Annotated in this window: 10 protein-coding genes; 2 read left to right on the plus strand and 8 right to left on the minus strand. The window is 66.0% G+C overall.

The genetic code is table 11. From position 1 onward, the window contains the following. The first annotated feature begins 39 nt into the window (after positions 1-39). Positions 40-909 (plus strand): DMT family transporter, encoded by an 870-nt coding sequence (locus ACTXGA_RS08550; RefSeq protein WP_443392734.1) that lies wholly within the window; start codon positions 40-42, stop codon positions 907-909. A gap of 112 nt (positions 910-1,021) precedes the next feature. Here the strand turns inward: ACTXGA_RS08550 and ACTXGA_RS08555 are convergent, their stop codons facing one another. Beyond that, complete coding sequence (locus ACTXGA_RS08555) at positions 1,022-2,971, minus strand: lytic transglycosylase domain-containing protein (protein ID WP_443392735.1); 1,950 nt, start codon at positions 2,969-2,971, stop codon at positions 1,022-1,024. Between the two features lie 146 nt (positions 2,972-3,117). Between ACTXGA_RS08555 and dapA the strand changes: the two genes are divergently transcribed. After that, the gene (gene dapA, locus ACTXGA_RS08560; RefSeq protein WP_443392736.1) at positions 3,118-3,993 is read left to right on the plus strand and encodes a 4-hydroxy-tetrahydrodipicolinate synthase; all 876 of its coding nucleotides are present in this window, start codon (positions 3,118-3,120) and stop codon (positions 3,991-3,993) included. A 93-nt stretch (positions 3,994-4,086) separates the two neighbouring features. Here dapA and ACTXGA_RS08565 read toward each other — a convergent pair whose 3' ends face one another. From ACTXGA_RS08565 to ACTXGA_RS08595, 7 genes are all read right to left on the minus strand, one after another. Continuing rightward, on the minus strand, positions 4,087-5,406 hold the full coding sequence (locus ACTXGA_RS08565) for a M16 family metallopeptidase (protein ID WP_443392737.1): 1,320 nt from the start codon (positions 5,404-5,406) through the stop codon (positions 4,087-4,089). Further along, positions 5,403-6,755 carry a M16 family metallopeptidase gene (locus tag ACTXGA_RS08570; protein ID WP_443392738.1) on the minus strand — a complete coding sequence of 451 codons (1,353 nt, stop codon included), beginning with the start codon at positions 6,753-6,755 and terminating at the stop codon, positions 5,403-5,405. Before ACTXGA_RS08570 ends, ACTXGA_RS08565 begins: the two co-directional genes overlap by 4 nt. Positions 6,756-6,854: 99 nt before the next feature. Further along, entirely contained in the window at positions 6,855-7,376 is a 522-nt protein-coding gene (locus ACTXGA_RS08575; RefSeq protein WP_443392739.1) for a DUF3035 domain-containing protein, read from the minus strand. 54 nt (positions 7,377-7,430) lie between these two features. Continuing rightward, a complete protein-coding gene (gene lspA / locus ACTXGA_RS08580; RefSeq protein ID WP_443392740.1) occupies positions 7,431-7,901 on the minus strand; it encodes a signal peptidase II in 471 nt (156 codons plus the stop codon). Between the two features lie 308 nt (positions 7,902-8,209). After that, a complete protein-coding gene (purH, locus tag ACTXGA_RS08585) occupies positions 8,210-9,799 on the minus strand; it encodes a bifunctional phosphoribosylaminoimidazolecarboxamide formyltransferase/IMP cyclohydrolase (protein WP_443392741.1) in 1,590 nt (529 codons plus the stop codon). Positions 9,800-9,838: 39 nt separating this feature from the next. Next, positions 9,839-11,587 carry a heparinase II/III family protein gene (locus tag ACTXGA_RS08590; RefSeq protein WP_443392742.1) on the minus strand — a complete coding sequence of 583 codons (1,749 nt, stop codon included), beginning with the start codon at positions 11,585-11,587 and terminating at the stop codon, positions 9,839-9,841. Between the two features lie 90 nt (positions 11,588-11,677). Further along, on the minus strand, positions 11,678-12,919 hold the full coding sequence (locus ACTXGA_RS08595) for an RsmB/NOP family class I SAM-dependent RNA methyltransferase (protein WP_443392743.1): 1,242 nt from the start codon (positions 12,917-12,919) through the stop codon (positions 11,678-11,680). Positions 12,920-12,997: the final 78 nt, after the last annotated feature.

A 12,997-nucleotide genomic window follows, 5' to 3' on the forward strand; every position in this document is an offset into this window, starting at 1 on the left:
CGCGCGCCCGCAACCACAGCAACCCCGGAAAGCTGCGACATGGCAGAGCAGAACACACGCCTTGGAATCTGGCTGATGGTCGCCACGACCTTTGTCTTTGCGGTGCAGGACGGGATTTCGCGGCATCTGGCCGGGGAATACAACGTGATGATGGTGGTGATGATCCGCTACTGGTTCTTCGCCGCTTTCGTTCTGACGGTCGCGGGGCGCAAGGCGGGTGGCCTGCGGGCGGCGGCGCAGAGCGCCTTTCCCTGGCTGCAGGCCTTTCGCGGCGTGCTGCTGGCCCTGGAAATCAACGTCATGGTGCTGGCCTTCGTGTTTCTGGGACTGGTCGAAAGCCACGCGGTCTTTGCCGCCTATCCGCTCTTGGTGGCGGCGCTCTCCGGTCCGGTGCTGGGCGAGCATGTGGGCTGGCGCCGCTGGACGGCCATCGGCGTCGGCTTCGTGGGCGTCATCATCATTCTGCAACCCTCTGGCGGGGTCTTCTCGCCCTATGCGGCGATCCCGCTCCTGGCATCGCTGATGTTTGCGCTCTACGCCCTGCTGACGCGCTACGTGGCGCGCGGCGATTCTTCGGCGACCTCCTTCTTCTACACCGGCGTGTCCGGGGTATTCGTGGCGACGGCGATCGGGGTCTGGTTCTGGGAGCCGATGACCGGCCAGGACTGGGGATGGATGGGCCTGTTGTGCCTGACCGGGGCGCTGGGACACTACCTGATGATCCGCTGCTACGAGGTGGCAGAGGCCAGCGCGGTGCAGCCCTTTGCCTACCTGCAACTGGTCTTTGCCAGCGCGCTGGGGCTGGTGGTCTTTGGCGAAAGCATCCGTTGGAACGTGGGCCTTGGCGCGGGCATGATCGTGGCAGCGGGCCTGTTCACACTCTGGCGCGCGCGCCAGACAGAGGGCTGAGGCCCCCCTTCCCGCTTCTTCTCTTTAACAAATACCGCCGGGGTGAATGGTCCGCAGGACCAGAGGGGCAGCGCCCCTCCCCCTTTTGCGGCTGGGCCTCAGTCACCGGGCTTCAGCGATTGGCCTTCAGCGTGCTGCCCACCAGTTCCTTGCTGAACGGCACCGGATGCGGGGGCTTGCCCAGACGGGCGCGGTAGACCGGCAGGCTTTCGGTGACGCGCATGACGTAATTGCGGGTCTCGTCGAAGGGGATGAACTCGATCCAGTCGATGATATCCACCTCGCCATTGCGCGGATCGCCGTTGCGTTCCATCCAGCGGATCGGACGGCCCGGCCCGGCGTTGTAACCCGCCGCCATCATCACCGCGTTGCCGTCGAACCGGTCCGCCAGTCCTGCAAGATAGTTGGAACCAAGCCGCGCGTTATAGGCCGGATCGGTCAGCAGGCGGTCCAGATCGTAGTCGATGCCCAGCTCGCCGGAGACCAGCTTGGCCGTGCCGGGCATCAGCTGCATGAAGCCACGCGCACCCGCCCCCGAGATCACCGCCGGGTCGAATTCGGATTCGCGCCGCGCGATGGACAGGACCAGTTCCTTGGGCACCGGGTACTCGCCCGCCACCACTTGCGGATGCAGCGCGTAATAGGGGCCGGGCAGTTCGATGCCGAATTGCGCCGCGCGCTTGCCCAGCATGACCTCGATATGGGGGCGCTTCATCTCGGCCAGCATCTCGCCCAACTGGCCCATGCCGTCGCGGTCCAGCGACTCGGCCAGGTGGGTCAGGAACCGTTCGCCAAGGTTGGTCTCTCCGGCGGCCAGCAAGAGGACACCGGCCTCAAAGACACTGGACTTGGTGAATTCCGCCTCGCGCCAGTCGGCAAAGCCCTCTTTGCCAGACAGCGTCGGGTTGGGGGCGATGCCCGCCTTTTCGGCCGCCAGCAGCCCGTAAAACGAGGTCTGGAATTCGGCCCCCAGCGCATAGGCCTTTTTCGCGGCCTCGGCATCGCCCATCGCCTCATGCGCGCGGCCCAGCCAATAGCCCGCGCGCCCGACGGAGATCGGCGTCCAGACCGCCTCGCGGAAGTTTTCGAAATGCTGCACCGCCAGATCGGCCCGGTCGAGAAAGCGCAGGGCAATGAACCCGGAAATCCATTCCAGTTCGGCAAAGTCGCTGCCATCCACAAGGAAATGCCGCGCGGCGATTTCATAGGCCTCGGAATAGGCGCCATCCAGCATCCGTTCGCGCGCGAGGTTGACCCGTTCCGGCGCCCAGGCCCAGGGTTCGCCCAGCAGCGTCCGGCTGGCAGAGCGTTCGCGCAGCAGTTCGATGGCATCCGCCGTGCGCCGCTTGCGCACGCGCCATTGAAAGCGTTCGAAGGCAAGACCGGAGTCGTTGGCCAGCGCCTCTGGCACCTTGGCGATCAGCGTATCGACACCGGGCGCGGAGGTGCGCAGCGCCATCCGGGCCTGCGCCAGCGCCTGCCAGCCGTCATCGACCAGCGGCAGCATGGCGCTTGCGTTGCGGCTCCAGCCGTTCCACAGCGCCATGTCCAGACGGGCGACGTGATGCTCCCTCAGGATGTCGCCCCAAAGTTCCAGAAAGGTGCGCCGCTCATCGCTGGTCATCTGCAGGGTGCGCCATGCCAGTACGATATCCGCCTGTGCCGCGCCTTCGTTGCCGGAATCCATATGCGCCCGCGCCAGCGACAGCGCCCCGGATCCGGTCTGCGGCAGGTCATCGGCAAAGAAGGTGCGGATCTCGTCCAGCGTTGCGCCGGTCATCGAGGGTTCGGATTTTTCCCGCAGGTAATCCATGCCGGGCCAGTCCGGGTGCCGGGCGATGAAATCCAGCACTTCGCGGTGATCGCCGCGCCCGGCGCGCAGCGCGTGCCAGAGGATCACGTCCACCGCCGCCTGCCCGTCCCCGCGCGCCGCGATTCGGGCGGCCGCCCAGTTCCCCTCGCGCATTGATTGCATGGCCTTGGCCAAGGCGGCCCCGCTGTCCTGCGCAAAGGCCGGAAGGGAGGTGATCAGGAGCAACAAGAGGGGCAGTACGCGCGACATCGGCTTGCTTTTTCCGCAATGAAAAGGAATAGACGCTTCTTGCAAAGGATACGTTCGGCAGGGACCTGTGCAACTCACATAGTCGCGGGGTCGGCAGGTTTCCACCAAAGAGAGCGCCGAACAAGGATAAATGGAAGGAGCGTGAGATGTTCAAAGGTTCGATGCCTGCCCTGGTCACGCCGTTCAAGGACGGCGCCGTGGATTTCGACACGCTCAAAAAGCTGGTCAACTGGCATGTCGAGCAAGGCTCGCACGGGCTGGTGCCAGTGGGCACCACCGGCGAAAGCCCGACGCTGACCCACCGGGAGCACGAAGAGGTCATCGCCTGCGTGGTCGAGGCTGCGGCGGGCCGCATTCCGGTGATTGCCGGGGCCGGATCCAACAACACCGACGAGGCGATCCGCTTTACCCAATATGCGGCCAAGGTCGGCGCCGCTGGCGCGCTGGTCGTGACGCCCTATTACAACAAGCCGACGCAGGCCGGGCTGATCGCGCATTTCACCGCCGTGCATGACTGCGCCGATATTCCGATCATCATCTACAACATCCCCGGCCGGTCCGTCGTGGACATGTCGCCCGCCACCATGGGCGAGTTGGCCAAGCTGCCGCGCATCGTGGGCGTCAAGGACGCAACCGGCGATCTGGCGCGGGTCTGCCAGCAGCGGATCACCTGCGGGACGGATTTCCTGCAGATCTCGGGCGAGGATGGCACGGCGCACGGGTTCAACGCGCAGGGCGGCGTCGGCTGTATCTCTGTCACCGCGAACGTGGCGCCGAAGCTCTGTTCGGAATTGCAGGAGGCCTGCCTGTCCGGCGATTACGCCAAGGCGCTGCAGCTTCAGGACCGGCTGATGCCGCTGCACATCGCGATCTTTACCGAGCCGGGGCTGTGCGGTGCGAAATACGGCATGTCGCGGCTGGGCCTGTGTTCGGACGAGGTGCGCCTGCCGCTGGTGCCGCTGACCGACGCGACCAAGGCCAAGGTGGACGCCGCATTGGTGCACGCAGGCCTGATGAACTGATCGGGTTTTCCGGGCAAAGGTCCGGACGGAAACAGACAGGGGCCGGGAACCAGCGAGGTTTCCGGCCCCTTCTCATTTGGGCACTGTGTAGAGTTACTGCCCCACGGTCGTCTCCAGCCCCTCGGGCTGTCCCACGACGACAAAGAGCAGGTCCTCGGGCTGCAGCAATTCACCGGCGACGCGTTTGACGTCCTCCAGCGTGACCGCCTCGATCTTGCTGTTGCGGGTCACGATGTAATCCGGCGACAGGCCGTCCATCTGCATCCCCACCAGAATCCGCGCAATCGGCTGATTGCCGTCGAACCGCAGCGGGTAAGCGCCGGTCAGGTAGGTCTTGGCGGCGTCCAACTCCTCTGACGTCACGCCGTTCGTGGCCATGTCCGTCCAGACATCCGTGATCACCTGAACCGCCTCTGCAATCCGGTCATTGGCCGAGGCAACGCGGCCAAGGATCAGTTCCGCATGATCCCGAGGCGCTAGGTAGGAATAGACGCCGTAGGTCAGGCCGCGCTTTTCGCGCACCTCATGCATCAGCCGCGCCTCGAACCCGCCGCCGCCAAGGATGGTGTTCATCACGTAGGCGGCGAAAAAGTCCGGATCGTGCCGCTTCATCCCCTTGTGGCCAAAGATCGCCACGGATTGCGGCGTGTCGAAGGGCACCACATCCACGCCGCCCTCTGTCGTCACGACGAAATCCTCGGGCTGCGGGGTGCCGGTTTCCGGCAGGTCCGACAGCAGGCGGTCGATGATCGCGCCCAGTTCCTCGGCGCTGATGTCCCCGGCGGCCGAGATATAGACCCGGTCGCGGGCCAGCGCACCCTTGTGGGCGGCGACGATATCGTCCCGCGTCAGGGCGGTGACGCTTTCGATGGTGCCATTGTCGGGAGAGCCGTAGGGGTGATCGCCAAAGACGGTACGGTAGAACACCTCTCCGACGATCTCATCCGGATCGGTCGCGTCCGAGCGCAGGCCCGAGAGCACCTGCTGGCGCACCCGTTCCACGGCATCCTGATCAAAGCGCGGATTGACCAGAGAGGCGCGCAACAGGTCGATCGCCTCATCGCGGGTTTCGGTCAGGAACTTGGCCGAGATGCTGACGGTGTCATCCCCCGAATCATAGCTGAACTGGGCGGCGATGGCCTCTGACGCCTCGGCGAAGTCGCGGGCGTTCATCTCATCCGCGCCTTCCTCCAACAGGCCGACCATCAGGTTGGTGGCGCCGCGCTTGCCCGGCGCATCCAGCGAATTGCCCCCCATGAAGCGCAGTTCCAGCGCGACAAAGGGAATCGAGGGTTCCTCGACCAGCCACGCCTTGAAGCCGCCGGGAGAGGTCACTTCCTGGATCTCGATTTCGGCATGGGCGGCAAAGCCCGCGCAGATCATGCCGAAGGCAAGGACGAAACGGCGGATCATTGGGTCACCTCCGGGGTGGCATCGCTCATCAGGTAGCCGGTCACCGATTTGCGGCGGTCCAGCAGGGTCTTGGCGGCCTCGACGATCTGTTCGCCGGTGACGGCCTGCAGCACGTCGGGCCATTGCTGAACATCCTCGACCGTCAGGCCGGTGGTCAGCGCATTGCCATAGCGGCGCGCGATGCGGCCCGGATCATCCAGCGAGTAGATCTGCTGCGCCTTGATCTGAAACTTGATGCGGTCAAGCTGTGCCGCGTCCACGCCTTCTTCGATGAACTCGGCCAGCACCTCGTCCAGCGCCGCTTCGGCCTCTTCGAGGGTCACGCCGGTGGCGGGCACGACGACAAAGCTGAAGGTCGAGGAATCCAGCGTCGTGTCGTCGTAATAGGCGTCGGTATAGACCGCCTTCTGCGTTTCGAACTGCAGTTTCTGCGTCAGCACAGAGGTCTGCCCACCGGACAGCACCTGCGCCAGAAGAGCCAGTGCCGCCGCCTCTTCCTGCGCGCCGCTCTGGCGCGGCGGGGCAAGGTAGCGCCGGGTGACATAGGGCTGCGCGACGCGCGGATCGTGATAGGTCAGGCGGCGTTCGGCCAGATGACGCGGTTCCGTCGGGCGGGCGCGTTCGGGCAGATCGGCATTGGCCGGGATCGGGCCGTAATGTTCGGTCGCCAATGCGCGCACCTCATCCGGGGTGACATCGCCCGCGACGATCAGGATGGCGTTGTTGGGGGCATAGAACTGGCGGTAATAGGCCAGCGCATCGTCCAGATCCAACTGCTCCATCTCGTGCCGCCAGCCGATGATCGGCGTGCCATAGGGATGATTGAGGAACAGCGCCGCGCTCTGCTGTTCGCGGAACAGGGCGCCGGGGCTGTTTTCGACCCGCTGGTTGCGCTCTTCGATGATGACCTCACGTTCGGTCAGGATGTCCGACTCGCCAAGACGGATATTGACCATGCGGTCGGCCTCCATCTTCATCATCAGGCCCAGACGGTCTGCGGCGACGCGCTGGTGATAGGCAGTGGTGTCGTAGCTGGTAAACGCGTTGTCGGACCCGCCGTTGGCGGCAACCGTGGCGCTGAATTCGCCGGGGGCCAGCGTATCAGTGCCCTTGAACAGCAGGTGCTCAAGGAAATGCGCGACGCCCGAGACCCCGGGCCGTTCATCCGCCGACCCGGCGCGATACCAGACCATGTGCACGACAACGGGCGCGCGGTGATCCTCGATCACCACGACGTCCATGCCGTTATCAAGGGCGAAGGTGGTGACGTGGTCCGCCTCCTGCGCGGCGGCGGTGATCGCCGAGGCCAAAGTCAGGGCCAGGGCGGAAAGCAGGGTCAAATGGCGCATGCGTCATCCTCATGTACATCGGATGCTGCATTAGGTACGCGAGGCTGCGATAACTTCAAGCCGCTGTGACGCGGACGTGACCGGCAGAGCCGGACCGGCTCACTCTACCGGCGGCGCTGCCGGCGTGCGGGCACCGGCGCGGCGGTAACGTTCCAGCCATGCATAGGGGTCCAGCGCCTGACGCCGATAGACGCGGTTGTAATCGTCTTCCGGCAGGATCGACCAGTTGAAGATGTTCTTGGACCGGCGGAATTCCTTGTCCTTGACGGCAAGCTCCTGACGCACGTTCGGATCGCGGCCATACCGGCTGGCGTTCTGGATCAGCGCGGTATCGCCCGCGGGCACGCCCGCGCTGGCCACAAGACGGGCCGGATTGCCGCCCAGCGCCGCAACCGCGTCCGCCTTGGGCGTCTGGTCGGTCCGGTTTGCGCCACCGGGTGTCGGGGGCGGCAATTGCGACAGGCTGTCAGGCGACTGCAGCGGTTTGTTCGGAACGATGGCGAATTCCTGCGGCTTGCCGCTGTTGTTGCGCAGGTCGCGCAACGGCTTGTCGCGGTCGATCGCACCGCACGAAGCCACGCCCGCAAGAGCCAAGATTGCCACCAGATGCGCGCGCCGCATCGCTACCCTCCAGTATTCAAGTCTTCGCGGTCTTATCGCATCTATCCGGCCCCGTCACGAGGCCTTTTTACCCGATGGAAACAGCACAAGCCCGATTGCGCCGACAAAGATGGCGATATCCGCCACGTTGAAGGCAAAGGGATTGTCGATGCCGCAGCAGGACATGTTCAGGAAATCCGCCACCGCGCCATAGATGATGCGGTCGATGACATTGCCCAGCGCCCCGCCGATCAGAAAACCGGCCGAGATCAGGCCAAGCTTTCCGGGGGGATCGCGGCGCATCCAGACAAGGACAAACAGCACGATGCCAAGTGCTACAGCGATCAGGATCCAGCGCGTCGCTGCCGCATCCCCGGCAAACAGGCCAAAGTTGACGCCATAGTTCCACGCCATGCGAAAGGTCAGGAAGGGCGGAAACACGTCTATGAACAGCTTGTTGCCAAGCCCCATGACATGGACAACCAGGTACTTGGACAGCTGATCCAGCACGAAAATGGCCAGCGTCACCCAGAACACCAGCCTCAAACCGCCCGTCTTTGCCTTTGCCTGTGCCAGAGCCGCCTCACCCGATCTGTGGGGCCATGCCCCGGATTGCGCTTCTCCTAAGAGGCGCGCGCCATGGGTGCAAGCGGGAAGCAGGCGGGCCCGCCTCTTCGCCCACAGGGAACCGACGACGGGACCGGCGCTGCTGCGCCACGCCCCCAAGGTGCCTTTCAGACCCCAAGGGCCGCAGAGGGCACACGCCCCATGCTTCTTTGGGCGCCCAAATACCTCGGGGGGGTCGCCCGCAGGGCGGCGGGGGCAGCGCCCCCTGACCCGGCCCGCCCCTGTGCTCAGTGCCGGAAATGGCGCATCCCGGTGAACACCATCGCCAGACCGGCCTCATCGGCGGCGGCGATCACCTCTTCGTCGCGCATCGAGCCGCCCGGCTGGATCACGCAGGAGGCCCCGGCGGCGGCCGCTTCCATCAGCCCGTCCGGGAAGGGGAAGAAGGCGTCGGAGGCCACGGCGGATCCCTTGGTCAGCGGTTCCGGCAGGCCCAGCGCCTCTGCCATGCGCTCGGCCTTCTTGGCGGCGATCAGGGCGGAATCGACGCGGCTCATCTGGCCCGCGCCGACACCCACGGTGGCGCCGTCACGGACGTAGACGATGGCGTTGGACTTGACGTGCTTGGCGACTTTCCACGCGAACAGCAGATCCTGCATCTGCGCCTCGGTCGGGGCGATTTTTGTCACCACCTTCAGGTCTTCCAGCGCGCGGGCGCCGTTGTCACGGTCCTGCACCAGCAGTCCGCCCGACACCTGCCTCCAGGCAAGACCGGCCTGCGCCGGGTTGGCCAGACCGGGGGCAAGGATCAGGCGCAGGTTCTTTTTCTTGGCAAAGATGTCGCGTGCGTCCTGATGAATGGCGGGGGCGATCACGACCTCGGTGAAGATCTCGGAAATCGCCTCTGCCGTGTCACCGTCCAGCGCGCCGTTCAAGGCCACGATCCCGCCAAAGGCAGAGGTGCGGTCACAGTCGAACGCCTTCTGATAGGCGTCCTTCATGGTCGCGCCACGCGCCACGCCCGAGGGGTTGGCGTGTTTGATGATCGCGCAGGCCGGGCCGTCGGCGGGCAGGAATTCCGACACCAGTTCAAAGGCGGCGTCGGTGTCGTTGATGTTGTTGTAGCTGAGTTCCTTGCCCTGCAGCTGTTCCGCCGTGGCGACGCCAGGACGGTTGGACCCGTCGGTGTAGAAGGCCGCGTTCTGGTGCGGGTTTTCGCCGTAGCGCAGGCTTTGCGACAGTTCCCCGGCAAAGACCCGGCGGCGCGGGGTCGACTCACCGATGGCGGCGGCCATCCATGTGCTGACGGCGGCGTCATAGGCACCGGTGCGGGCATAGGCGATTTGCGCCTGCCGCTGGCGGAACTCCATGCTGGTCTGGCCGTCATTGGCGTCCAGTTCGGCCAGCAGCGCGGCGTAATCCTCGACATCGACGATGGTGGTGACAAAGGCGTGGTTCTTGGCCGCGGCCCGGATCATCGCCGGGCCACCGATGTCGATGTTCTCAATCATCTCGTCGTACTCTGCGCCGCGGGCCAGCGCCGCCTCGAACGGATACAGGTTCACCACCAGCAGGTCGATTGGCACGATGCCGTGCTCGGCCATCGAGGCCACATGCATCCCGTTGTCGCGCAGCGCCAGCAGGCCGCCGTGGACCTTGGGGTGCAGCGTCTTGACCCGGCCGTCCATCATTTCGGGGAAGCCGGTCAGGTCGGCCACGTCGCGCACCTCGATCCCGGCCTCGCGCAGGGCCTTGGCAGAGCCGCCGGTCGACAGGATCTCGACCCCGCGGGCGGCCAGTGACTTGCCCAGGTCGATCAGGCCGGTCTTGTCGGAAACGGAAAGGAGCGCGCGGCGCAGGGGCTGCAGGTCGGACATGGGGACATCCCTTTGGAAGTGTGTATCGGCAAGGACCGCTCAGACGGCCATGTCCACTTCGTCACGGGCAAGGTCACGGACGGCGAATGCCGTCTCTTGCGCCTTGGCCAGCGTCCAGCGGACGCGGGTCGCATACTGCATTGCGCGGCCGGATAAAACGATTTGCTTCGTCGCACGTGGCTGAAGACGCCCTTTTTCAAGGTAAACCGAGGGTTCCAGCGTCACTTCGACCGCCCCATCAACGCGAAACACCCAGATTTCGCCCGACCGCAGCGCCATCGAGACCGCCGTCCCGCCCATGTCCAGCGCGACATCGACCTCGGGGTGGAGGTGAAAACGCACCTCGAACGGCAAGCCCGCCAGTTTCATGGCGTCCATCGACCGGTCGAACCGTTTCTTCGACGGCCCGTCGAGCGCGACGAGGTAGTCCTCCCCCTTCAGCGTGCGCCCGTCCAGCGAGAGTTCCAGACTGCGCGCGTGGGTGAGGCCCTGCACGGTGACATAACCGTCATGCCCGCCTTCGAATCGCAGTGCTTCGGGCAGGTGGCTCATTTGGATCGGGACGTGGCGCGGCGTATCTTCCAGCAACTCGCGCCGGGCATCGCCGACCCAGCGCGGCGCGGCCAGCCGGGCCGAGGAATAGCCCTGCAGGCACAGAGTGGAGTGTGACGGCGTGGCGCGGCCTGCCCGTCGCCATTCCTCGCCAAAGCCGCCGCCGGACCCGCAGTTGACGATCAGCGGACGGCGGCCCGAGGTCAGCTCGAACGCCAGTGTCGAGGCATGGGCGCGGGCGCTGGCCGCGCCTGCAGGCGGCGGGGCTGCATCAACAATGACAGAGGTGCGCAGGGCCGACAGCCGGGCAAAGCCCATGGCCAGCCCGTCGGCCTGCCGTTTCTTGTTGCCAGACGCTGCAAGCGCCCGGTCCAGCCGCCCTTCCAACCCGCGACCGCCGCCATGGAACCGCGCCAGCCCGCCATCCGCATGACGCAGGGTGCGCAGGGTCGGGGCAATCCGGCCGATGGCCTCTGTATGGGCCGCTTCGGGTTCCAGATCGGCCTCGCGCAGGGCGGATTGCGCCCATGTCAGCAGGGTAAAGACCTCCAGCAGTTCTTCGGGGTTGCGGGTCGGGATGCCGCCATGCGCATCCACCTGACGGGTGCAATCTGCGCCCAGCGCCTCTCGGGCCGGGGCGATATGCGCCTCCATCCCCTGCAGGGACAATCCGGCGTACAGCAGTCCGGTCATCGCCTCGAACCGGGGAAGACCGGGTGCGGCCACATGGGCGCGCTTGGCCAGAAAACGGGTCTGGGCGGCAAGGGCGGCGTAGAATTTCTCGCTGTCGTCGGCGTTGCGCCCGCGCAAGAGAAACAGTGCGTGGTGAATCCAGCGGATGATCCGCCGTCCGGTCAGTTCCGGCGTCCAGGCCGGGCCGGAACCGCGGCCATAGCGACGGATCCAGTCCCACAGCCACTCCTGCGCAAGGACGCGCGCCTTGGAGTCCCCGACCGCGGCCAGATCGTCCAGCCAGGCGAACCCGTGGATTTCCTCTTCGAAGGCCGAATCGGGGCCGTCGATGGCCCAGATCGAGCGCCCTTCCGCCTCGACCAGGTGGCCGGCGAACATCAGGTTCCCGGCGATCATCTGCCGTCCCCGGGCAAAGAACCCGACGGTGCGCGGTTCGGGCTGCGACACGAAACCCTCGGCCGGACGAGTCCGGGCCGCCATGCGGGCCTGCATGCGGTTCATCATGCGCGCGTGCGCAGTCCGCCAGTTTCGCGCCGTGGACATATCCTGTGCTCTGAGCTCGACCTCGGGGTCGCCCGTTCCGGGCTTGTTGCAGGCAGGATATATCGGACCCGCTGCAAAGTCACCCAAGAGTTAACCACGCTGCAACAGCGCCATGTAAAACCCGTCGAGCCCGCCGCGGTGCGCCCAGAAATCGGGCCGCAGGCGCAAACCGCCCTCTTCCGATCGCCAGCCGTCCTCGATCCAGGGGAAATCCAACGGCAGAACCTTCAGGTCCGGATGGCGCAGCAGGGCCTCGTCGATCTGGCATTCGCCTTCGTCGGGGATCAGCGAACAGGTGGCAAAGACTAGCCGACCGCCCGGTTTCAGCAGTTGCAGGGCATGATCCAGCAGCGCCTCCTGCAGGCCGATCAATTCCGAAATGCGCTCTCCCTGGTGGGCATGGGGCAGGTCGGGGTGGCGGCGGATGGTGCCGGTGGCCGAACAGGGCGCGTCCAGCAGGACGGCATCGTATTGACCGCGATGGTCCAGCGCGTCGCCCGCCACCAGCCGCGCCTTCAACCCGGTGCGGTCAAGGTTCTCCTGCACCCGCGCCAGACGCGCCTCCGACAGGTCCAGCGCGGTCACATCCGCGCCGCCCGCCGCCAGTTGCAGGGTCTTGCCTCCGGGCGCGGCGCACATGTCCAGAACCTTCAGGCCCGCCACATCGCCCAGCAGCTTTGCCGGCAAGGCGGCGGCGGCATCCTGCACCCACCAATCCCCCTCTGCAAAGCCGGGCAAGGCGCTGACCTGTCCTGCCTGACGCAACCGCACGGACCCGGTCGGCAAAATCTCCCCGTCAGGGGTCTGCGCCCCGGGCTTTGTCGTCAGGTCCAGCGGCGCCCCTTCGAAATGCACACGCTCCATGTTGGCAACGGCCTGCGGGCCCCATGCCTCGACCAGGGGCGCGCGCAGCCATTTCGGCAGGCGCGGGATGCGCAGCTTGTCCCAAGCCTGCGGCCCCTCCGCCGCGACCTTGCGCAAGACCGCGTTGATCAGCCCCTTGGCGCCCTGCGTGCGTTTGCCCGCGGCGGCGATCTCGACACAGTCACTGACCACGCCGTGCGCGGCGCCTCCGGTACACAGCTCCACCGTGCCCAGCCGCAGGATGTTGTGGACCCGGGGTGCAGGGCGTTTCCGCAGATGCGGCTTCAACAGCTTGTCCGCGCGTTCCAGCCCGCGCAGGGTTTCGTTGGCCAATCGCTGAGCGGCCGCCCGGTCGGCGGGTTGCAGGGCCTCCAGCCGGTCGCTTTCGGACAGGGGACGCCCCTGCTCCAGCACCTGGTCGAGCAGATCGACAGCAGCAAGACGGGCCGGACTGGGGGCATTGGACATGGGGCGGACCTCGATACCTGCGGCAGGGGGCGGGCTTGCCCCGTGAACCGGCGGGCGTATATCAGGGGGGACAAGTTG

It is taken from the genome of Antarctobacter jejuensis (assembly GCF_052266595.1).
Lineage (GTDB): Bacteria > Pseudomonadota > Alphaproteobacteria > Rhodobacterales > Rhodobacteraceae > Antarctobacter > Antarctobacter jejuensis.